Raw genomic sequence first — 22,716 nt, 5'->3', positions numbered from 1 at the left:
CCTCTTTATAAAACCGGACGGTAAACGTGTAGTACAGGTCAATAGTAGTTAAAACGCAGAATGATATTTTTCTCTGTATCACCGATTACCGCTGGGCCAGAGGCATACAAACGTGCCGTGTAAGATCGTTCAACGACGCCGTTCGCGGAGGTGAGTTGGCTGATAAACGGAATAAATTGGTTGAACGCCACATTACTGGCGGTATGTTGCTCTTCGATTTTTAGCGTCGAGCCATTCCCCATATCCATCCCATCAATGCCGACCAGTGCATTTCCCTGTGCCGTCGCATCGAAATTAACGTTTAAATTAAACCCCTTCCCGCAATCTTCTCCTCCATCCGTTGAGGCGTTAATGCGAAATATTGACTGGGCTACGACGCCTGCATTGGCATCATTCCATGACTTTATCGTACCAAAATCGACGTAGCTGTCGGGTGAGACCGTAATATTTGCAGAGCACTGCATCACTTCAATACCATGCAAACCTGAGAGCGTAAGACCGTAGTTACTGTCTGGTTTGTTGTTGATACTGCCTTCACCATCAATCTGAAAGACTTTTAATCCGTCAACCCCGGCAGTGTTATTGGTAATATTCCCGGTTTTTTCCAGGTAGACCTGTACCGTGACATTGAGCATTGTGGGATTGGGGGACGGGAGGCTACAGAATGGTCCCGGATTGATCCAACTTCCGGTGGCCACGCGTGAAGCCGATGTGCCGCCATTGGTGATAATACCGAGATCTTGACCATTGTAGATAATCCCGATGCCGATACCTTCACCAATGACTTTCCTCTCTGGATTGGGGTAAAAATAGGACATTTCACCTTGGGGCTTTACGATTTTATAGGCCCAACAGGCGAGATTTCGCGTGTAACTTTGCGAAGTCCACAGTCTGCTGCCTATTGGTAAGGTTGCGAGTATTTTTAACGTACCCACATTTTCATAGTCGTTTACCGCACCTGTAGTGCTGCCTAAACGACATTCCAGCGCATTGGCCTGAAATGACAATACGCTGAGCAGGAGTAAACCGCCGCTAGAAATAAGTGTACGGAGGTTATTTGTGGGTAAAAAAGGCATATGCCACTCCAATATTTTTATCATTTAAATCGAACGGGTGTCATCAGTAAAACATGCAGATAACGTTCATTAATAGCGGCATCACAAATTGACGGGCTGACAACGATTTTGTGTGCAGGTAAAAGGCAACTCCAAATGACCACCGTAATCATTAACGTAATACAGGTAAAATTGATTTGCCCGGCTATCCGTGACATCCACATCAATAGTGCCTCTCGGAGAGACCATAAAGGCATTTCCGGCTAACAGGCGAGTCGGGTTTTGATGTGCATTTTTGGACTGCTGTAATATATTGCTAATGGTAATGTAATAGGGCGTAGGATTTTCAACTCGGAACTGTTTTCCGGATTTTGTAATCCTCAGTTTATTTTGCCATATTTCCCCTTTTGCCGGGGTAATCTGTTGCGGACGGAAAAAAACTTTAATTTCCGACTGAATCGCAATTTGCAATACGTTAGCTTTATCCGGTTTGGGGGGAATTTCCCGCACATTTAAATAAAACAGTGATTCTCTGTCCTTCGGTAAATGCGCCAGCTTTCCGGTTTTTACCAGACTAATCAAGCTGTGCCCTTTAGGCTCAATGCGCTGTAATGCCGGAAGCACTAACAATGGCGTAGAGATCTTGTTACGATTTTCATCCGTTAACCAGGACTGAGCCAGAAACGGGTTCTCCACATTTTGATTCGATAGCATCACCGTGGTGGATTGCTCGTTTTCGTTAAAAATAACGCGCGTGCGATCCAGATTAATGGCGCTGTTTGCGCTGGGCATGATCAAAGCCGTGCTGATAAATAACCCCGCCAGTTGCAGGTATAAAAACATTTTCATATTTATTCTCCAGAAACTTTAATGAATAGCTGTACTTGTTTTATTTGCAGGGCAGCAGTAATTGATCTAAATAACTGACGGTAGCAGGCAACGTAATCTGACACTGGGCTTTGCCATCCCAAAAGACGGACAGTGTTTCATTCTCTGATACGCCGGTGATATAGGCCTGACCCTGATCGGCCACTATGGCCACATCCCGTCCCTTGCTGTTTTTAACGCGAGTAGCGAAAGGAGGCGATTTGCCATTTTCCAACATGATGCTGGCGAGAATTTTTGCGCCGCTGACTACCGTGAATTTTCTATAGCCAATCGCCCCTTCGGTGAGCGTACCCTGCAACACATTGGTGGTCGCTTCGATGTGTTTGGGCAGTTTTTGTACATCGATGCGCGTGGAAACATCGTAATAGCTGCTGGTATCGGCTATGACAGCTATCCCTGCGCGGTTAGTAGTTGCGCGGCTTTGGGCAAAGGGGACATCGGGCTGTCCATCAGTATCCACCATAATACGGGTTCCACCGTTATTCCCTTTCGGATGGGCGGCAACGCCGTGTTGAGTTGAGGTTATTCCTCCGCGTAATGAACCGCTCAGGAAGGTGTAACGGTTTTGCTGCCAGGCCATGCTGACGCTCGCATCGGTGGTTGACGCCAGATAGTTGTAATTGCCGCTGAAGTAGCTGTTCTCTTCGTCGTTATAACGTGTGCTCAGATTCCAGTTACTGTCCGTAGCGCGGTTATTGGTGTAGGCCAGCGTTTGGTTTACCTTGCTGTTAAAACTGCCTGCGCTATAACTCACACGTTCTTTATCCCGTAAGGGAATTGAGAAACTCAGATAAATACTGTCATCAGTACGCTGGTTGTTATACTTTGTTTTATAGGCGGAGAGATTGGCTGAAATCCCTTTTATTTCAACAATATCAAAATATTTGTTTAAAGAAACACCATAGCGATCCTGCTCAGAAGCATTCCAAAATGTGCTGTGGGTATACGTCAGATAGGTGGACATACCACTCAACAGCGAGTTGTTACCCTCGGCAGAAAAATTTTTGGATAGCGTTATGCTATAGCGTTCTTTCTCACTGTACAGGGCTGCGTTGTCATAATTCAGTGCCGACAAGAACTGAGGCATTCTCATGAATGTTCTTTCCGAAAAACGGTATCCGGCAAAGCTGACCTGGCTCTCGATGCTGTCGAAGAATTTGGACCAGTTCAGAGAAAAAGAGTGTCCCATCAGCGTCGAGGGCGCTTGTTCAAGCGAGGCACGTGACTGTGTGACATCCGCAGTGAGTGCTCCCAGCAAATAGAGGTTTTTCCCCACTCCCGCAGCCCAGGATTGATGGCTGTCTGAAAGCAACGTCCCGCCATAGACTGACCAGGAACTGCTGAGTCCCCACGAGGCCTCTGCGGAGGAGAATACAGGGCTCTGAAAATGATGATCGGTATTCGACGGCCGTCCGGCAGACAGTTTGTATTTCACATGGCCAGGGCGCGTCAGGTAGGGCAGATTCGCGGCTTCTGTTTGAAAACGTGAAACCGACCCATCTTCTTCTGTAACTTCAACATTCATTGTACCGCTGATACCGCTTCTGAGGCTCTGGATCGCGAAAGGACCGGCCGGCACGGTTGTTTCGTGAATCACGCGCCCGTTCTGGGTGACGGTGACTCGCGCGTTCGAGCGCGCAACACCACGGATCTCAGGAGCATAGCCGCGCAATGACGGAGGAAGCATATTTTCATTATTTTCTAATGAGATACCGGTTAAACGATAGCTGTCAAACAGATTGCTGCCAGAAAACATTTCGCCCAGCCGCAGGTCCGCAGACATCATCGGCAACGGACGATACGCGTAGAATTGGTCCCAGGAGAATTGATCCCGCTGAGTTGTACAAGATTGTTGACGGAAATAGCGATAGTCAGCACGATAACGCCAGGCTCCCAGATTGAAGCCTGTCGTGCCATAGCTACTCAGATAGCGGTCTGAGCCCATATTATTGGTATTACGCCGTGCCGTACCGACCAGGTTATAGTCCAGCAGTACGCCATTGATGCCCGCATCCCATTGTTCAGGCGGTGTCCAACTGGCGTCACTGTAGCGTAACCAGGCTTGAGGAATGGTTATATCCAAATCCCCCATTCCGATACGGTTAGATATTTTTACGCCAGAAATTGGGGTCAGATCGGCACATTCATCGTTGTTCCATAAAACGATCTTGCTGCTGGCTTCTTTTGTTAATGCCAGTTTGTTAGCAATATCAGGCGTAATACAGGCTGTTGGTTTGTTACTGTTTGGCCCCGCAGGGAGAAACTGAACCCTACTTTGCTGAATTTCTCGGGTGTTTATTCTGATGGACAACAGATATTCCCCCGGCGTGACATAATCCGGATCGGAAAAGTGGCTGAGGTCGACTTTTTGACGCTCGTCCACGTCCAAAACGTTAATGTTAAATTCTGTTGCATGCAACGCTGAGACGCTCAACGAAAAAATAGAAACGCCAAAGCGTAATAGAATGCGCTTATTTTCTCTGCCGAACAGTTTTTTTAACATAATCGTTAGACCGGTAATTTTATAAGACGTGCAAAATATCATTGATAAGAAATTGTGAAGTTGATAACGGAGTAAAACTCGCCGACGGTTATCTGATTCATGTTAGCAATAAGTTTTACGGCAAAACGAAGCGTGTTATCACCCTCAATTAATTGAAAATCGCTGCCTTCACTACCGTAAGGAATAGGGGTGTTTGCCTCTGTCAAAAAGCTGTAATGCAATGCCAGAAGCTTCACCAGAAACTGCCCATAATTGTGGGTTTTGTTGACTCTGTTGATCAAGGAACGTGATTCTTGCACTGCTTCCTGTCTTATTAATGTCTTTTTCTGCTGCAAGAGAACACCCTAAAAGCTTTATTTCTATCATCCTCTTTGCTGAGAATGAAAGGATCAGCGAACTGGTACTAATCTGTCCAAAATCAATGCGCTGATACATGGATTTGTTAGCGAGAAAACAGGGGGTTGCCGTAATACTTCCCCCAAACGTCACATCACCTCTTTGCTCATCCCATTTAGCATGGGAATAAAAAGGGATGTAAAATAGAATGAGATAAACTACACGGTATAAAAAACTCTTCACTCTATTTCTCCACAATGTCAATGTTTAAAGCGGCATCCGTGCCATTGTTTCCCTAATTACTTATATTTACTGATAAGATATATTTACTGATAAGATACAACAAAGTTTGCTGTACTGGTAAATTCACCGGTAGTGATATCAACAGCAGTACCTGATTGTGGCGTAGGTAGTTTCTCTACGTAGGTAGAGAAAGTGAATGTATTATCGCCGTTTGACAGCGGGGATGCACTGACAGCTGGGGTGCTACCATCAAATTTGATTTTGCTACCTGAATATTTAACGGCAATACCTGCGCCAGAAGCCGCACCGTTCAATGCCAGTAATTCACTGTTGGTGCCAGCAGCTGTACCACCGTTAAAAACGATTTTTGCCGTTGTGGCTGTATCAAGGCTGCAATCTTTTAACGCGATATCAAATGATTTAATGTCAGAGGTACCGCCATTCTCCAGAACGGCTTTGCTGATTTCACCAAATTCAACCGTTTGCTGAAGGTCATCTTGATCTACCGAGCACGGAGTATCGATGATTTTTCCGTTGAATGTCACTGTGCCATTATGGGTATCGGCAGCATTAGCGCTAAGAATAAAGGTCATCGCGATGGCAGATGCCAGTGCAACTTTGGTTAATTTCATAATTTATTTCCATACCTTGTTTAATATATTTTGGTTTAACAAACACAATAATAATCAAGTTGTGAAGAAAACCGCTTGTAGCAGTAAAGCTAAAATGACGGCAGGAATAGTAGGGTGAGTTCCGGTGTGTGTCAAGGTAGTTGTCGCCTCAGTTGATTCATGCGGCCAGTGTTTCCCGCTCCGGATTTAGCCACACTTCATTCTGCCGACTCCAGTTTCTCGTCGGCCCTGACCACCGATGCGGATTCTGCATTTTCGCTGCCTCATACACCGATTTACGCTGCGCCAGCAACGCACGGTCTTCGCCTCTGTGCCGCTGACCTGTCGTGACGTAACGGATGCCGCTGTGGCGGTGTTCCTCGTTGTACCAGTTAACGAAGGTTTCCACCCAGGCTCGTGCTTCTTCCAGCGTGGAGAAGCCCTTCTCCGGCCATGCCGGCACGTATTTCAGCGTCCTGAACAGCGATTCCACGTGGGCGTTGTCGTTGCTTACCCGCGGCCGGCTGTGCGACGGCGTTATCTTCAGCTCCGCAAGCTTCATCGGCGCCCCGTTATCCGCATGCAGCACCAGCGGCTCCTGCCAGCAGCGCTCGCTCAGCACCGTCCGTTTCAGCAGCTCGGCCGCATATTCTCCGCTTTCAACAAGATGCACTTCGTAACCCACGATTTTGCGGCTGGACACGTCTTCTATCAGATACAGATAGAACCAGTGGCCCGCTGTCAGCGACTTTAGCCAGGTGATGTCCCATGACCACACCTGCTTCGGCGCCGTCGCCTTCCAGGTCGACAGAGGCTTGATTTGCGGTCCCTGCTGCCGGCACGACGCAGCACCCGGTAGAACGTCGACTCGCTGGCGATGTAGCGGTTTTCATCGGCCAGCGCGGGGACGATTTGCGCCGGCGGCAGGCTGGCGAACCGTGGCTCATGGCAGATGGCCAACACTTGCTGCTCTTCTTCCGCGCTGAGCTTGTTTTTCGGCACCGGTCGCGGCAACGTGGTTCGCCGGTTGTCAGGGCTCTGTTGCCAGCGCTGGAGCGTCCGTTCGCTTATGCCGACACGATGACAGGCTTCGTTCTGTCGGGCGCCGGCGGCGACAGCCTCCTGCACCATCGTCATCAGCCGCAACCTGTCGGCGGTGCGCGTCATTCGGCCTCGCGTTCTTCGTCGAAGAACGCCTTCAGCTTTTTTTCCAGTATCAACAGTGTGGCGGCTTCGGCCAGCGCTTTGTCCTTGCGGGCGATTTCACGGTTAAGCTGTTGAATTTCCTTTTGCTGTTTTTTTATTAAGGCTTTTTCGTCACGCTGGCTGGGCTGCATAAATTCGTCCTTCCACTGCTGAAGTTGCTCAGGATAGAGGCCTTTACGGCGACAGTATTCAGCAACAGCATGGGCAGAAAGTGGTGCGGTTTCAACGAGAACAGCAAAGCGTGCATCCTGGGACCACTCCCCGGGCGATTTACCGCCATCGGTCGCCGGTCTGGTCTTGCTTCCCACCTGAGAGCGCCACCCGTATAGCGTGTTTACGGGAATGCCTTCCTGGCGAGAGAGCTGATGAATCGACTGGTTATGGGGTGGTAACATTTTGGCGATCACCACCGCTTTACGTTCTGGTGAATAGCTTCCCCATGATCATCTCCAGCCCCCTGGATTTTTTTTCAGTTAGAGGCGACAACTACCCTGACATGGGGGGGTTCTTTGATAAGTACAACATAATAACTACTTTAGTTAAATTTATATAATATTCTTAAAATATAAGTTTATTTAGTTTTTCATTCTGTATATTTTGTTTTTGCGGCTTTATGTGATTTTGTGTTGCAGATTTGTCTGGGATACGAAAAGAGACAAATGGCTTTTATGGGAGAGATATGTAAAATTAATTAAAGAATTATCATCTTATTCATTGTCATTAGAAAATTTTACATGACTAGGGTATGATCCCGGTCAGTAAGCTAAATAATCTTTGACAACAATGATGTAGCTCCATATCCTATAAAAATAGAAATTCCTCTGTTGTTTGTACCGAATTTAAACCTCCGTTTGATGGAAAAATAGAAGTAATAAATCTTATCTTGAGAAGACAAGCAAGATACTTGCCCTCTATTGCATTATATAATACTAAAGAGATGTCGTTATACAGCCTAATTACCTGCTGATGGCAATGGCATTTCAGAAAGAGGATTGTCATGATCTATTTTATTAATCAATTAATTGTCTTCGACTCGGGTGACAGGACACTGGCATGGCAAGCTCGAGAAAACGAGGCGGTATCGCTGAGTATTCCAGTTTCCAGATTGTTTGAGACATTGATAACGAATCCAGGCACCTTGCTTAGCCGTGAACTGTTGATGCGTGAGGCATTAGAGAAACATGCACTTTCGCCTTCGATTAATAATCTGAACAATTACGTCTCTCTGTTAAGAAAAGTTCTTCGTGAGTTCGATCTTGATGATGCGATTGTTACTGTGCCAAAGTCTGGAATTATTTTTAATATCAGTGATGTAAATGTCATTGAAAATAATAGAAAAGATAAAGAATTGACAGGGGTTGCCGAGGCCGGTAAAGCTACCTGTTCAACAGCAATATCCCTAGCCTCTTCCGTACAGCGTGAAAAAAGGAAACGGTATTTTTTCGCTGGGGAATAAGTATGTTCAGTATTACTGTGTTATTCCTGGCCGGTTTCAAAATGCTCGCAGAAAATGAGAACTATTTTCCCGCCCGAAGCACCATGAGTATGGATGGAAACGGGAAATGCGACATGTACTATCTCTATGACCACTTGACCGATGATGATGATGCGCTTTCCGCTAGCAGCGTAGAGAATTTATGCTCCAACAATGTGCTGTTTTTTCTATCGAAAAAAATTGTCATCTCTGACGCGCTGGATAAAAAGCATGAAATCATTATTACCTGCAAGAAAGATGGGAAAGAGTGTGTGACCTATGTTAATTATTAAAATCAGAAAAAAATAGCGCTTTTTACTGCTGTTCTGGTCTTTTTTTCTTTAATGTGTAATGTTTTTTTCTTTTCGGAAAAGAAAGACCTAATCCACTGGTTTATCAGGGAAAATCAAGTCAACGGGAACTGAAAGAGGAGCACTGGTTCGAAAGGAGTATGATGTTTATGTCTATTTGAATGATAAAGAACGCGCATTGGTGCTGATTGGCGGTGTTTATGTGGGCGGAGATAATGTTGTTAAAACACTCCGTCGAACCCTCAGTTTTGACCCGCAATGGAATGGTAATCATCTAAAAATACGTAATTTCTCTGTGGATAAGAACATCAATGACAATGCACCTGATGACACTATTTCTCTGGTGGGAGAGAATGATGTTATCAAATTTGAAATGTTGATGAAGGACGTTTACTTAATCAGCTCCGTGCATTCCAAGGTAGCCTGTCAGCGGCGTTAATCCGTGCTGATACCATGTCTGCTCTCCCGCGCGTACCGTTCTTAGGGTATGAGTGAGCACAGTCAGAACGATAAAGATGAATCGATTGTTGCAACGTATAGAAAAGTAAAAATGATAAACTTTGGCTGTGAAGTTCCGATAATGAATGAGGCTGCTTGCGCAGTTCCATATGGCAAACGGCTTTTGTTATAACCGAAAGTAATTACTTCATTTTTCGGGAGAATGTTATGGATGTTTCGCAGATTGCAGCGCTGGCGACCAGCCTCAATGACATGCAAACACGTAATGAAGCCAGCACACTCGTGTTCAAAAAAACGTTGGATAATCAATCTTCAGCGGCGCTCGGTCTGATCGAGTCAATTCCGCAATTGCCTGCTAACCCGGCGATATGTCGTAACATCAATAATACGACGGCATGAGGCTGCGATGTGGATGGGGTGATGCCATCATCTCTTCCATAACCTTAAAAAAGCAGACGTCGATTCTGGCGTCTGCTTTTTTATGCCGCACGATACCTAGTGGCAAGATCTGAATGACTCCCGCCTCACCGTCTCCCAGTCGAATAAAAATCAATTATTAGAAATGTGAACCTACTCAACTTTTCTTACGGACAAAAGATGGGCCTTGAATGAGTCAGTATTTGGCCTTGATGGTAAACGTATTCGTGTAGTTTGATGGTGATGCCAAATACACCAGGGACCATATTATGAACTCCAACTTCAAAAACGAAATACAAACGTTTGGGCGCTCCCTATTATTGCCTATCGCTGTTTTAGCCCCGGTGGGGATGCTGATGGGGATATCTAGCACGCTGGGGCAGGCATATATGATCGATAAGCTCCCTTTTTTGGGGAACGCTTATTGCAATATGATTCTGTCTTCCGTTGGTCTTATCAGCAGTGTCGTCTTCCAGAACATCCCATTGCTGTTTGCCATGGGGGTTGCTTATGGAATGTCAAAGAAAGAGAAGGGCATTGCTGTTTTTTCTTCTGTGATCGCCTATTTAACGCTGTTGATCTCAATGTACGTACATCTGAAATTGATGGGGCAATTGGTCACGGAAAATATGGCATTTGTCGGGCAAGGGATGGTGCTTGGCATATATACGCTAAAAATTGAAGCAACTTCCGTTGGAATTTGCCTTTTTTAGCGGGAAGTCAGTTGCGATCCTTTCTATCGCTTTTACCATCCCAGTAGGGTTGATTATTCCCTTTATCTGGGATGTGTTTACCTATGGAATGAGAAGCATCTCAACGGTGATGATGGCACCTGATATTGGCGCCAGGATCTATATGACGTTAAACCGTTTACTGATCCCGTTTGGTCTGCATCACGCATTGAGCTCGACCGTGCGTTTTACTGAAGCCGGTGGCACTTATTTGATTGATGGCCAAACTTATGTCGGCATTTTGCCCGCCATGAACAAGATCTTGTTCGAACTGGGGCCGAACCATCCGGCATGGAATGAATTTATGCCAACCTTGTGCAGCTATCTGGCATCGTCACAGATGCTGACCACGCTGTTCCGTGTTCCGGCGATTGGCCTGGCGATGTATCACATGGCCTACTTCAAGAACAAAAAATTCGCCAAAGGGATGATTCTGACGGTTGTGCTTACTGCCTTTCTGGGCAATATCACCGAGCCGCTTGAGTTTTCTTTCCTGTTTATCGCACCAAAACTTTTTATTATCTACGCAATAACTGTGCGGCCTGTTGACCATCCCGTTGCAAATGCTGGAAGTGTCTATCGGGTATATTCGCGGCACCATCTTTGATTTCGGCATTTTTGGGCTGATGTATGAAAACACCCAGTGGGTAAATCTTATTTTACTGGGCGCGGTAAATTTCATTGTGTTCTATGGCGTCTTCCGCTATGCCATTGGCAAATTTGATATCAAAACACCGGGACGTGAGAACGAAACGGCAGACAGTGCGTTACTGAATAACAAAGAGTACGGCAAGGTTGCGGAATTAGTGATCCAGGGGTTGGGGGTAAACAAAATATCAAACGCGTTGAAAACTGTGTGTCGCGGCTGCGTATCGATCTTGGCGATCAGAAATTGGTGAACATGGAATTGCTGAAAAAGGCGGGCTCATTGGGCACCTTTATTCCTTCCAGTAATCACATTCACGTTGTTTTCGGGCCGCATGTCGAATTTGTCCGCAATGCGGTAGATGATCACCTTGCTGGCATCACACAACGTTAAGGAGAAGACGGATGCGCGCGCTTTATGATTCCAAAAGCAAAACGATTGACCATCAGGGAATGAAAGACCTGTTCACGCATGAAGCCAGAGTCCAGTCATGGCTTGATGTTGAGGCGGCACTGGCGCAGGCGAAGGTAGGGATGATACCCACTGCTGCGGCAGAAAATATTGCTGCTAACTGCCAATTGGCGCGGATCGATCTCGCCGAGATTGACCGGCTGATGCGCAAGATTGGCCATGGTTTTGTGCCCGTCATCAAAGTGCTGGTTAAGGCGTGTGATGCTGAAAGCGGTAAGTATGTGCACTAAGGGGTAACAACACAGAATATTCAGCAGACAGCACACTTGTTTATCGTTAAAAAATTTCACCACAAGCTGATGATGTTTGTGGATGCCACGTTGGTAAATTTGGCTAAGCTGGCAAAAGCGCATAAAAACACCCTAATGGCAGGGCGTACTCATGGTAAACACGCCTTGCCGATCACTTATGGTTACAAGGTATCGGTGTGGATTTATGAATTGCTGGCCGCCGTGGAGCGTATGCAAGAGGCGGAGAAAAGGGTCTTTACTGTGATGATGGGCGGCGCTGTGGGGGCTTTCCATGCTACCGGGGAGCCGGGCAGAACAGTACAGGATCTGGTCGCTGAGCAGCTTGGTATGCACGCGATGCTGGTGCCCTCACGCAATGCGTGCGTGTTCCGCGCTGAGTACATCAGCAACCTGTGCCTATTGGCAACTACGCTGCATAAAATTGCGGAAGAGGTCTATCAAACCTCAAGTGAAGAGTTTGGCGAGGTCTCGGAAGCATTTGCCAAAGGTACTGTGGGCAGCAGCACCATGCCGCAGAAGGTGAATCCTAAGCTGGCGAAAGGGATTATTGCCAATGCACAGAAATTGTATTCGGTGCTGACAGCCACTTTATATGTTTGCCCACGCCCCTTTGAAGAGGACAGTTCTGCCTACTTTATTTTTGATGCCAGCCTGCAAGAAAGTATTGAATTGATGGCGGAGATAATCCTACGCGCGGAGGAATTGACACGCACATTGGTGATTAATGACGATCGGATGCATGACAACGTGATGCTGACGCACGGGTTAATCAATAGCGAAAGAATTATGATGCAACTGGTGGATAAACTGGGTAAGGATCCGACGCACGAACTGGTTTATAACATGGCGATGCGTAGCACCCATGAACATCTCGAATACAGTAAGGTGTTAAGTAGCGATCCGCTCATCGCGAGTAATTTTACAGCGCAAGAAATTGCTGAATTGTTCGATCCGGCGGCCTATACAGGACTCTGTGCCGTGTTGGCCGATGAATTGGCTGAGCGGGGTGTTGGGGAGGGAGCATGAATGATGTCGACTCCGGTGTAATCAAATCCAACAGGATTGTGTTCCCTGATGGCATTAAATCCGGCTACCTCCTGATACAGGATGGAAAAATTTGTGGCTTTGAACCTCACTTCTCCTCTCAATATATTGATCGCAGCGAGCAGATCATTATGCCCGGCTTTGTTGATATTCACGTACACGGCTGGGGGCGAGGCTCTTTTGCTTATAAGGGGAATCAATCCTCCCTCAAGTGGATGAGTCACGATTTGGTCAACGTGGGGGTTACCTCTTATTTACCCACCTTCGGCACCATGCCAAATGATTTCCTTGAAGCGTCATTAATGGCTACTGCCGACTATATTGCTACGGCAACGGTCACTGACGGAGCTGAGGCGATTGGTATTCATATGGAAGGGCCCTATATCAGTGAGAAACATCTGGGTATGCAACGGGCAGACTGTTTACAACGCCCCAGCATTGCCAGTTTCGAGCGTTTTAATCAGCTTGCCGGTCATCATATTCGCCTGATGACGTTGGCACCCGAGCTGGAAGGCGCACTGGAGGTTATACGACATTTGCGCGCGCAGGGTATTACAGTATCAGCAGGGCACACGGATGCCACCTTTGCCGAAATTACGGCGGCAATAGAGGCGGGATTAAACCATTTTACCCATGCTTACAGCGGGATGCGCGGCTTCTACCACCGCGAGCTGGGCGTGGTTGGTGCACTGATGTATTACCAGGATACCTATGCGGAAGTGGCGAAACAAAGCGGCATCACGATTAAGCCCGAAGCCTTCGATTTACTCTACCGGTTGAAGCGGGATCGGCGCATGGTATTGATGAGTGACTGCATGGGCTACGTGGATTTTCCGGAAGACTATGAGTTTTATCATTATCTGCGCAAAGAGACATTTTGCATCAAGCAGGGACTATTGGAAATAGCTGCCGATGACAGAGATACGCGTCAGGTTTGCCCGTGCGATTACGAAACGGTCAAACATCTGGAGATGAACTTTCTGGACTCAGTGAAGAATATCGTTGGCCGCCTCGATCACGGATTGGTTTCTGTTGCCAGGATCGCTTGCGAAAATCCGGCTTTTCTCGCTGGCGCCGCGGATCGTAAAGGCGCTTTGTCTCCAGGCAAAGATGCCGATATTCTGGTGTTGGATGACGACTTGAATTTGCTGGATGTCTACTGCCGGGGACGGCGGCAGAAGCAGTTGTTTGAAGATTAGCCTTGCTTGCCAGAACGACTGTCATGCGATGGATGGTCGTTCTGTTTAAAATAAAGAAATCAGGATATTTTTGTTCTAGCAGCGTCTGGAGCTGCGCTCGATCCAATCCTTCGATGTCTTGAATAAATGTCTCTATGGATATTTTCTTCTTGGCACGCGAAAGTCCGTATTTGCTTAGCAGAGAGATATCATCGCGGTTCAGATAAAAATTTACCTTGATGTAAGGGAGTTGATAATATTTCAGATAGCTGGATATTTTGTTTGTGAAGGTAATCAGTAAGTCAAAAGAAAGCTGTTTGAGCGTGTGTAATTCATTAATGTTAACGCAACTGACAATATCAATATGGAAGTGAGATTTCAGCACTTCCTTGAAATAACCTACCTTACTTTCAGAAGAATTAGTGACGATAATAACGCGCTTCTTCTCCTCAGTGTGGATACGATTTCACAACTCGTATTTCTTTAATATCAGAACCAGCGTTGACAGATGCACCGGTGAAAAAGTGGAATAGGAACTGTCGCTTCCACAACCCCCTGATAGAATGAGGCATAGCGGGTCTGAACCTCATGCAGTTTTTTATCGTCGAAATAGAGATTGAACTTGTTTTGTATGATAGCCGAATAGATAAATGGGTAGACCTCCGCAAAAAAAGGGAAGGTATTGTGTATCTTCGCCCTCAGCAGCGGTGTCAGGGCGTGACACAACTGTCTGACTTGCTCAATTAGCGTGGCATCATAAATATCAAACGGTCGCCAGGTATAGGTCAGAGAAGAAATCAGCAGGTCGAGAAACCGATCTTCATGATCTCGGTCTAGCAGAAAAATTGAAGGACTGAATAAATCCGAGATCATCGCTGTGGGCAATGACATGACCGCGCCGCATGCGGTGTAGCGCAATGCTCATGTATACCAGGAAATATTTCTTGCTGTTATAACCCAGCGTAACTCTGTGGCTCAGTTGTTGGTATAGATGGGCGGCAGAGGTAATCTCCTGCTGGCACTCTTTCAGAAATTGTGTGGCAATGGCTTTATTAATGGGTTCATTGGCTTTATGCAGCACCAACAGGTTGTCATCGCCAATTTCTACGGTTTTAAGGATTGTCAGGCAAATGGCTATTCGCAGCAGAATCTCATCACCTTCCAGGCAGGAACCCTGCTGAAGGATAGCCGTAACGGAGAGATGGTTGGCCTGCAAAAATGCGGTTAGCGCTGGATTATCATTTTTTAGCGTTGTCGAGCTGACATTGAATCTGCGGTAATACTCGCTTTTATTTACCACATCGTGCAGACACAACGCCACACTCAGACACTTGATTCGCTCTTCGGCGGTAGTGATATAGCGATTAAACGGGATCTGTTCCAGAAAATCGATATATTGCCGATAGGTTATCGCGGTGACTATTGATTGTCCATCAATATGCAAATGGTATTCAGGCTCAAGAAACTCGTTGATACCTTTTAGAGAACGCTTCAGCGTTGAGGTTGTCTTGCCAAATTTAGACATGACATCCTCAATCAATACCGGACTGTGCCCCTGAATATATTTTAGCAACGACAGATCAAAGCTGTTCACGAGGGAATCTCAAGTACCAGTCAGAGCAGGGAAGTTGAGAGTATAGAAAACGGTGTGGTATGTCTGTGAGCTGTGTGAGTTAATCTTGCTGTGGTGCGATGCGGTAACGCCAGTAACGGTTGGAGTGACCGCATCTTTTGGCCGTTTTTCTGAATTCTCAGGGATGAATGGCGACCACCATTTCAAGCTCGATAGGGGCTCCTCGCGGGAGCTCTGCAACGCCCACCGAGGTTCGGGTATGCTGTCCTCGCTCACCAAGACGTGCAACCAGGCGATCGGAGGCTCCGTTCATCACTTGGGATTGTTGTGTAAAGCCGGGGGCTGAAGCAATGTAACCCACAACTTTTAATACCTGCGCTATCTTGTCATCGCCACCGAGGGTGTGTGCGATAGCGTCCAGACAGAGGTCTGCACAGAACGCCGCTGCCTTCTGAGCTAGTGCGATATCCACATCTGCTCCCACTTTGCCGATGCAGAGCAGTTCATCACCACGGCGTGGCAATTGGCCGCTGACGTAAGCTATACCATTATGAACGATAACCGGCAGGTAGTTCCCACCCGGTTTATTTACGCTATGCGATGTTTGCGCTGACATAATTCTCTGCCTTGTAATTGTGTGGTTGAAACGATCGTTGCTTGCAAAACAGCGGTAGTACAGCAATGTATGCCGTAGTTTCGAAGCGCCTCTTCGTTAGAAAGAGAAGAGCCAAAACTGTACTTTACACGGGTATTGAACAAAGAGAAGCGGTTTAGCGTGCTGATTTTTACTCTGGTGAAACGGGCGTCATTTGTCACAAAGCCACTTGCTGGATTTATCAAAAAGAGATGACGCCATATTTTATGTTGAGCGTGAGTCTCACCTTCGGAGATAAGAAAGAGAAGCGAGAGAGGTAAAACTACTACAAAAAGTAACTGTTATAATTATATGGGTTTAATCTGTACCAGAAAAGACAAAGAGTAACTAGCCTGGTAATATGATTTTTGGATTTAATTTCTTTAAATTTATTTAATTTGAGTTTTTATTTCAATTTTATTTGTTGTTTTGGTTTTTTTATTCTTGTTTTGATCTAAATTATGTCTCTAGTGATATGAGAAAACTGTACTATTTATTCATTGTTTTTTGCACGTTATAATCCTTTCCCGATTCATTACGAATTCATGCTTATCTCATCGCTGCGATAAACTCCGGCTGTCATTCTGTCCGCCGGACAGGTTTTTTATTATTCAAATCATCGCTATTTATTCCGGCTGGAATGCGGAATAACTGCATGGCGTGCGTTTACCTGCCACGCTAGGAGTCTAATATGTTTGATGTCGTCGAACTGTCTCGGCTGCAATTTACCCTGACTGCCATGTATCACTTTTTATTCGTTCCGCTGACGTTGGGATTGTCTTTTCTGCTGGCGATTATGAACACCACATATGTGCTAACCGGCAAGCAAATCTACAAGGACATGACCAAATTCTGGGGCAAGCTGTTTGCCATCAATTTTGCTTTGGGGGTCGCCACCGGTCTCACCTTGGAGTTTCAGTTTGGCACCAACTGGTCCTACTATTTCCACTATGTAGGCGATATTTTTGGCGCACCTCTGGCAATGGAAGGACTGATGGCGTTTTTCCTTGAGTCCACGCTCATCGGTCTGTTCTTTTTCGGTTGGGATCGCTTGAGTAAAATCCAGCATATGCTGGTGACCTGGTTTGTTGCATTGGGATCCAACTTTTCGGCCTTGTGGATTCTGGTCGCCAACGGCTGGATGCAAAACCCGGTTGCACAGGTGAAATTTGTGCACACCGTAGCAGCAGGCTACACCGCAGGCGCGATGTTTGTGCTAGGAATCAGTTCTTACTATCTGCTCAAATGCCGCGATATCCCGTTTGCCAAACGTTCGTTCGCTATTGCGGCCAGCTTCGGGTTGGCTTCTGTGCTCTCCGTTATTGTTTTGGGCGATGAATCCGGTTACGTGATGGGCGATGTGCGGAAAACCAAGCTTGCCGCGATCGAAGCAAAATGGGAAACTCAGCCGGCACCCGCCTCTTTCACGTTGTTTGCCATTCCGAATCAGGAGACGATGCAGAATGATTTCGCCATTCACGTTCCCTACCTTCTGGGCTTGATTGCCACCCGTTCTCTCGACAAACCTGTCGTTGGTCTCAGAGATCTGATGGCGCAGCATGAAATTCGCATCCGTAACGGCATGATGGCCTATGGGTTGCTAGAGGCTTTGCGTGCGGGGAATTCCGATCCTTCTGTTCGAGCACGCTTCGACGCCGCCAAACGCGATCTTGGCTATGGCATGTTGTTGAAACGCTATACCGATGACGTTGCCAACGCCAACGAAAGCCAGATTCAACAAGCGATTAAAGACTCAATTCCTCGTGTTGCACCGCTGTATATCACTTTTCGGGTGATGGTGGGCTGTGGCGTGCTGATGCTGGCCATTTTCGCTCTGTCGTTCTGGAGCGTAATACGTGGACGCATCGGGCTGCGCAAAGGGTTGTATCGCATGGCTCTCTACGGCATTCCCCTTCCGTGGATTGCGATTGAATCCGGTTGGTTCGTTGCGGAATACGGTCGTTAACCTTGGGCCGTTGGCGAAGTGTTGCCTACCGCAGTGGCGAATTCCTCTCTTGAAGCGCATGACATTCTGCTGTCGATGGGGCTGATTTGCGGGTTGTATACGCTGTTCCTGGTGGCAGAAACCTACCTGATGTTCAAGTTTGCCCGGCTGGGGACAAGCAGTCTGAAAACAGGGCGCTACCACTTTGAGCAGCAGATTTCACCCTTGCTTGCCACACAGAGCAAAGATTAACAGGAGCCTACATCATGTTGGATTACGAAACATTGCGCCTGATTTAGTGGGTACTGATTGGGCTGTTGTTCATCGGCTTCGCCATTACCGACGGCTTTGATATGGGCGTAGGTATTTTGCTACGTGTATTGGGTAAGAGCGATATTGAGCGGCGAGTGATGATTAACGTCATCGCCCCACACTGGGATGGTAATCAGGTCTGGTTGATCACCGGCGCGGGGGCGCTGTTCGCCGCCTGGCCGATGGTGTATGCCGCCGCTTTTTCCGGGTTCTATTTTGCCATGATTCTGGTGCTGGCCGCGCTGTTCTTCCGCCCGATTGGCTTTGATTACCGTTCCAAGCTGGAAAACGCTCGCTGGCGCGCGCTATGGGACTGGGGCATTTTTATTGGCAGCTTCGTTCCCGCATTCGTATTCGGTATTGCCTTTGGGAATCTGCTACAGGGGGTGCCGTTAAGTGTAGATAAGTATTTGCGACTGACTTATCACGGCGGTTTTTTCGAGCTACTGAACCCCTTTGGACTGCTGGCGGGGTTGGTAAGCGTGGCGATGCTTATTACCCACGGTGCAATTTACCTGCAAATGCGCACCACGCAGACGCTGCAAGCGCGGGCGCAAAAAACCGTTCAGGCGGCCAGCGCACTGATGAGTATCGCCTTCTTATTGGCGGGTGTTTGGGTGATCGCAGGCACTGATGGCTATGTGATTACCTCTGTGTTGGATAAAGCGGCGCCTTCCAACCCGTTACGTAAAGAGGTGATTCAGCAAGCTGGCGCCTGGTTAATCAATTTTAATACGCATCCTGTGTTGTGGTTGATTCCGGCTCTGGGCGTAACTCTACCGTGGGGAACGCTCCTTCTTTCACGTGCTAATCGCTGCGGCTGGGGTTTCCTGACTTCGTCACTGACGATTGTTTGTGTGATTCTGACTGCGGGAATTACGCTGTTTCCATTCGTGATGCCTTCCAGCTTCGCGCCAAATGTTAGCCTGACGATTTGGGATGCCACATCGAGTCAACTGACGCTTCAGGTCATGACGATTTTGGCCTGTATTTTTGTCCCTGCCATCCTGCTCTATACCAGTTGGTGTTATTACAAGATGTTTGGACGGATTGACGCGCGTTATATCGAAGAGAATAAGCATTCCGCTTATTAACATTTTAAGGAGAGAAAGGATGTGGTATTTCGCCTGGATACTTGGCACGATGCTGGCTTGTGCGCTCTCACTGATCACTGCGCTGGCAGTAGAGAATCAAGACATGGGTAGCCGCGCACAGTAAGAGAATCTGACGCAGAGACTCGGCGTGTTTGTGAGGAAATGCGCCGGTTGTTTCACTATTGATGAGTTAAAAGATAAATCTGCTCAAACGCTGCTTTATCACTATGGCCGCGAGAGCAGATTTATATCGTCGATTCTGGCTGTTTATCATTTCATTCGATGCATTGCTTTTATTTGTTGCTGAATGAGTGCCGATAATATTCTTACACTTTGCTCACATTTGTCATCCCATTCATAGGATACGTTCAAACGGAAATAACGGTCGTATTTTTCGCCCGTGGTAAACATTCTTCCGGGGGCGATGCTTATCCCTTTCTCTAATGCTTGCCTGTAAAGTGCTGTGCTGCTGAGGACTGGCGGTAATTCTAGCCAGAGGAAATAGCCACCGCGTGAAGGGTAAATGTTAACGTCATAGGGAAGGTGTTGTTGTAGCGATTGGAGCGCGGCATATTTACGTTGCTCCAGTGCCTTGCGCAGACGTCGCAGATGGCTGTCATAGCTGCTTGTAGCGAGATATTCAGCGATAGCTAATTGCATGGGACACTGGCAGATAGGGTACTCATCAGTTGTAGGCGTTGGATATTCTTTGCGTGATGTCCCGCTGCAACCCAACCAATCTGAAATCCCGCCATCAAATTTTTGGAGAATGATGAGCAGTGCAGGATCAATCCCTTTTTGTCCAATGCCTTGGCTGGAAGTGGCCGCTGTAAGCCCGCGTACAGCTCCCCGTACACATCATCTTCAACCAATCCAACGTTATGTTTTTCCAGCATGGCAACGAGTCGTTGCTTTTTTTCCCATGACAGCGTGCAGCCGAGCGGGTTATGAAAATTGGTCATCAACCAGCAGGCTTTGATTGGATAGTCGTTTAACGCCTGATGCAGTGCATCAAGGTCTATTCCTTGTTGTGGATCGGTTGCTATTGAAATGGCTTTAAGTTTGAAGCGCTCAATGGCCTGCAACGCACCATAAAAGGCAGGCGATTCAATCGCGACATAATCTCCCGGTTCGGTCAGTGTTTGGAGGCTCAAGTTGAGTGACTCCAGCGCGCCAGAGGTAATGACGATTTCATCGGGTGAAACCGCAATCCCCTGTAATGCGTAGCGCTGAGCAATGTGTTTTCTTAGATTCTCATTGCCCGGTGGTAAATTATCCAGTGCATTGCGTGGCTGCATTCCTTGTGCTACGGAGGCCAAAGCGCGTGTTAATTGACGTTGAGGGAAAAGAAATGGATCAGGGAATGCCGACCTAAAGGGGACGATGGGGGGATTTTTACTGGCTTGAAGCACATCAAAAATGAAAGCATTAACGTCTACTTCTTCAGTCAATTCAACGCGTGCTTGCGCGTCAGACGAAGATATGTGATCCAGCGGCGGCGGTGTTAACTGTGGCGCAGCATAGTAACCCGATTGTGGGCGCGCGATAAGTAGCCCCTGACTTTCTAATAATTGGTACGCTCGCAGTACTGTCATCAGACTCATACCGGAGTGAATCGATTTTTCCCGCAGCGACGGCAGCTTGTCACCCGGTTTCCAGATCCCCTCCTGAAGTTGCTTTCTTGTCTGGCGAGCCAATTGCTCAAACTTAGACATAGCACACCTGTGTTTTGCTGTAATGGATAATAACAGGAGAGCGTATCACCACATGCGGGCTAACGGTTAGTGTCAGTATCGACAGGATTGTTATGTTGGAAATGGGGAAACCGTCTGCATTTCAGACCAGAACGATTAATATCACTACCGGGCCCATGTGTGGACAATCAAAACGCGGATTTTCTAAGATAAGCCAGAGAAAAAACATCGTAAAAACCCACATCACCCTTCGTAAGCTGGATTTTTTTATTCCTGTTTTTATATCCGCAGAAACATATTCATTATTCAGCAGCTTGCTAAGCGTGTCTTGTGAGATTTGACGATGGGTAAACCACTCACCATTATAGCAAACACGTAAATCCAACACGTCAATATCTTCAAAACGATATTTGGGGTTAATATCTATCGAAAGAGCCACTGACATGGCCAGCATAAGGCCAGTAAAGCCAATCAAGTAGGGCAGGCCAAAATAAGGTGCATAGAACAAAATCAAGGCGACAGGCACATAGCTAGTCAGAACAGATAAGGGTGTGAATGCACAAATTTCAGGCTGAAACGTATTTTATTATCACGTTTCTCTGCCTGGTTAATGTATTCAATCTCTTCAGTCAGAAGGCGCTTTACTTCATCCATTTTCAACACCGCTATGCTTATGGAAATGTTTCTAGTTCAATAGGGAACTGATCTGCTTGGCCGATTACAACACAGTTGTACCAAAGAGAATAGATACAGTTTTCTCTCTATTCGCTATAACAGTTTGGTGGCTGCAAATGTCGCTGGCTTCTCATCGTTGAAAGAGTATTGCCGCTTGCGCAAATACATCATGTCTTAACTATCTGTGAACACACGTCGATAAACGCCCGCAATTTGGGCTGATTTCTCGCAGCTCTTGAGAAATAAAGAAAAAGGCCGTCATTTCCTGGTGAAAGATCAAGTAAGGCGGGCTCTAGCGTTCCGTTTTCCAGTTCACGAGAGGTATGAAATGTTGATGAGTAAATAAGACCGATGCCCCTAACCTCCAGACTACGCATCAGTTCCCCATCATATTAGGTGGTAAGGCACCTAACGCATACAAGTTTGATAAAGCACCAGGGGCTCTGGATGTTGCGCCCCATGTCATCTTCTCTGAACAAAATGTCACCGCTAAGGTTAGTGTCATGCTCGGTGGAATGTTCGAAACTGGGAGCTATTAAAGTATGGTTTCCGCCATCTGCCTTATCAACAAAAAAACCGAGCGCCAGTATTAACGGTAAAGGCGTTATCAGGAATGCTTCGTTCAAAAACTTCTCTGACGTGTCTGTGTTTGTGCGCGTTCTTGCATATTGGTGAGAGCATGAATCGGCAGACAGAGGGTCGTTAGCTCATACGTTCATTGACACAAACTCCCTGCGTGGAGCTCTATACTTTATTTGTGGATGTTCAGTGCCCACTGTCTGCGCAGCACATTTAATTTCCGCTAGGCTGAGTAACGGATACGTGCCCAACGCAATGCGGGTTTCTTTGCCACCGAAATAATATCTGAAATACCAGAGGCGCGAACCTGTCGGTTTAACGTGAAGATACAGACCGTGTGAATCGGACAGTTTTACTGGGGTAACTGGAAGTTTTAAGTTGCGGAT

The 22,716-nt window shown here is 46.9% G+C and carries 18 protein-coding genes and 7 pseudogenes; 13 read left to right on the top strand and 12 right to left on the bottom strand.

Features of this window, described 5'->3' with window-relative positions:
- Positions 1–38 precede the first annotated feature (38 nt).
- From ACMZI0_RS09475 to ACMZI0_RS09450, 6 genes and pseudogenes are all read right to left on the bottom strand, one after another.
- Positions 39–1,076 (bottom strand): hypothetical protein, encoded by a 1,038-nt coding sequence (locus tag ACMZI0_RS09475; RefSeq protein ID WP_415672758.1) that lies wholly within the window; start codon positions 1,074–1,076, stop codon positions 39–41.
- 81 nt (positions 1,077–1,157) lie between these two features.
- Entirely contained in the window at positions 1,158–1,904 is a 747-nt protein-coding gene (locus ACMZI0_RS09470) for a molecular chaperone (RefSeq protein ID WP_415672757.1), read from the bottom strand.
- 40 nt (positions 1,905–1,944) lie between these two features.
- The gene (locus ACMZI0_RS09465; RefSeq protein ID WP_415672756.1) at positions 1,945–4,446 is read right to left on the bottom strand and encodes a fimbria/pilus outer membrane usher protein; all 2,502 of its coding nucleotides are present in this window, start codon (positions 4,444–4,446) and stop codon (positions 1,945–1,947) included.
- A 171-nt stretch (positions 4,447–4,617) separates the two neighbouring features.
- Complete coding sequence (locus ACMZI0_RS09460; protein ID WP_415672755.1) at positions 4,618–5,025, bottom strand: fimbrial protein; 408 nt, start codon at positions 5,023–5,025, stop codon at positions 4,618–4,620.
- A gap of 83 nt (positions 5,026–5,108) precedes the next feature.
- The gene (locus ACMZI0_RS09455; RefSeq protein WP_415672754.1) at positions 5,109–5,657 is read right to left on the bottom strand and encodes a fimbrial protein; all 549 of its coding nucleotides are present in this window, start codon (positions 5,655–5,657) and stop codon (positions 5,109–5,111) included.
- Between the two features lie 157 nt (positions 5,658–5,814).
- Positions 5,815–7,237 (bottom strand): annotated as a pseudogene (locus ACMZI0_RS09450) (IS3 family transposase).
- Between the two features lie 602 nt (positions 7,238–7,839).
- Here ACMZI0_RS09450 and ACMZI0_RS09445 point away from each other — a divergent pair.
- From ACMZI0_RS09445 to nagA, 10 genes and pseudogenes are all read left to right on the top strand, one after another.
- Complete coding sequence (locus ACMZI0_RS09445; protein WP_415672753.1) at positions 7,840–8,298, top strand: winged helix-turn-helix domain-containing protein; 459 nt, start codon at positions 7,840–7,842, stop codon at positions 8,296–8,298.
- A gap of 2 nt (positions 8,299–8,300) precedes the next feature.
- The gene (locus tag ACMZI0_RS09440) at positions 8,301–8,609 is read left to right on the top strand and encodes a hypothetical protein (RefSeq protein WP_415672752.1); all 309 of its coding nucleotides are present in this window, start codon (positions 8,301–8,303) and stop codon (positions 8,607–8,609) included.
- 175 nt (positions 8,610–8,784) lie between these two features.
- Positions 8,785–9,066: a FidL gene (locus ACMZI0_RS09435; protein ID WP_415672751.1), complete on the top strand. Its 282-nt coding sequence runs from the start codon at positions 8,785–8,787 to the stop codon at positions 9,064–9,066.
- Positions 9,067–9,293: 227 nt separating this feature from the next.
- Positions 9,294–9,485 (top strand): YjfB family protein, encoded by a 192-nt coding sequence (locus tag ACMZI0_RS09430; RefSeq protein WP_415672750.1) that lies wholly within the window; start codon positions 9,294–9,296, stop codon positions 9,483–9,485.
- 287 nt (positions 9,486–9,772) lie between these two features.
- A complete protein-coding gene (locus ACMZI0_RS09425; protein ID WP_415672749.1) occupies positions 9,773–10,216 on the top strand; it encodes a PTS transporter subunit EIIC in 444 nt (147 codons plus the stop codon).
- Positions 10,197–10,841: a PTS transporter subunit EIIC gene (locus ACMZI0_RS09420; RefSeq protein WP_415672748.1), complete on the top strand. Its 645-nt coding sequence runs from the start codon at positions 10,197–10,199 to the stop codon at positions 10,839–10,841. The genes ACMZI0_RS09425 and ACMZI0_RS09420 overlap by 20 nt, the downstream gene beginning before the upstream one ends.
- On the top strand, positions 10,807–11,133 hold the full coding sequence (locus ACMZI0_RS09415) for a hypothetical protein (protein WP_415672747.1): 327 nt from the start codon (positions 10,807–10,809) through the stop codon (positions 11,131–11,133). Before ACMZI0_RS09420 ends, ACMZI0_RS09415 begins: the two co-directional genes overlap by 35 nt.
- Complete coding sequence (locus ACMZI0_RS09410) at positions 11,037–11,273, top strand: PTS transporter subunit EIIB (protein ID WP_415672956.1); 237 nt, start codon at positions 11,037–11,039, stop codon at positions 11,271–11,273. The genes ACMZI0_RS09415 and ACMZI0_RS09410 overlap by 97 nt, the downstream gene beginning before the upstream one ends.
- 11 nt (positions 11,274–11,284) lie before the next feature.
- Positions 11,285–12,628: pseudogene (locus tag ACMZI0_RS09405) on the top strand (adenylosuccinate lyase family protein).
- Positions 12,625–13,845 (top strand): N-acetylglucosamine-6-phosphate deacetylase, encoded by a 1,221-nt coding sequence (gene nagA / locus ACMZI0_RS09400; protein ID WP_415672746.1) that lies wholly within the window; start codon positions 12,625–12,627, stop codon positions 13,843–13,845. Before ACMZI0_RS09405 ends, nagA begins: the two are co-directional and overlap by 4 nt.
- 799 nt (positions 13,846–14,644) lie before the next feature.
- Here nagA and ACMZI0_RS09395 read toward each other — a convergent pair.
- Complete coding sequence (locus ACMZI0_RS09395) at positions 14,645–15,418, bottom strand: hypothetical protein (protein WP_415672745.1); 774 nt, start codon at positions 15,416–15,418, stop codon at positions 14,645–14,647.
- 157 nt (positions 15,419–15,575) lie between these two features.
- Complete coding sequence (locus tag ACMZI0_RS09390; RefSeq protein ID WP_415672744.1) at positions 15,576–16,013, bottom strand: RidA family protein; 438 nt, start codon at positions 16,011–16,013, stop codon at positions 15,576–15,578.
- Positions 16,014–16,722: 709 nt separating this feature from the next.
- Between ACMZI0_RS09390 and ACMZI0_RS09385 the strand changes: the two are divergent.
- The 3 genes and pseudogenes from ACMZI0_RS09385 (at position 16,723) to cydX (ending at position 19,506) form a co-directional block, all read left to right on the top strand.
- Positions 16,723–18,228: pseudogene (locus ACMZI0_RS09385) on the top strand (cytochrome ubiquinol oxidase subunit I).
- A gap of 53 nt (positions 18,229–18,281) precedes the next feature.
- On the top strand, positions 18,282–19,382 hold the full coding sequence (gene cydB / locus ACMZI0_RS09380; RefSeq protein WP_415672955.1) for a cytochrome d ubiquinol oxidase subunit II: 1,101 nt from the start codon (positions 18,282–18,284) through the stop codon (positions 19,380–19,382).
- Positions 19,383–19,401: 19 nt separating this feature from the next.
- Positions 19,402–19,506, top strand: coding sequence for a cytochrome bd-I oxidase subunit CydX (gene cydX / locus ACMZI0_RS09375; RefSeq protein WP_415672743.1), 105 nt, complete (start codon positions 19,402–19,404; stop codon positions 19,504–19,506).
- Positions 19,507–19,652: 146 nt separating this feature from the next.
- Here cydX and ACMZI0_RS09370 read toward each other — a convergent pair.
- From ACMZI0_RS09370 to ACMZI0_RS09355, 4 pseudogenes are all read right to left on the bottom strand, one after another.
- A pseudogene (locus tag ACMZI0_RS09370) lies at positions 19,653–21,097 on the bottom strand (PLP-dependent aminotransferase family protein).
- Positions 21,098–21,264: 167 nt separating this feature from the next.
- A pseudogene (locus ACMZI0_RS09365) lies at positions 21,265–21,730 on the bottom strand (YlaC family protein).
- Positions 21,731–21,918: 188 nt separating this feature from the next.
- Positions 21,919–22,140: pseudogene (locus ACMZI0_RS09360) on the bottom strand (LysR family transcriptional regulator); the annotation flags it as partial.
- A gap of 402 nt (positions 22,141–22,542) precedes the next feature.
- Positions 22,543–22,716 (bottom strand): annotated as a pseudogene (locus tag ACMZI0_RS09355) (Arm DNA-binding domain-containing protein); the annotation flags it as partial.

Origin of the sequence: Symbiopectobacterium sp., from assembly GCF_047692315.1 — a bacterium.
In the GTDB taxonomy this organism is placed as follows: domain Bacteria; phylum Pseudomonadota; class Gammaproteobacteria; order Enterobacterales; family Enterobacteriaceae; genus Symbiopectobacterium.
The sequence above is the reverse complement of the archived record's forward strand: the minus strand, read 5'-3'. Positions and strand labels throughout refer to the sequence as shown.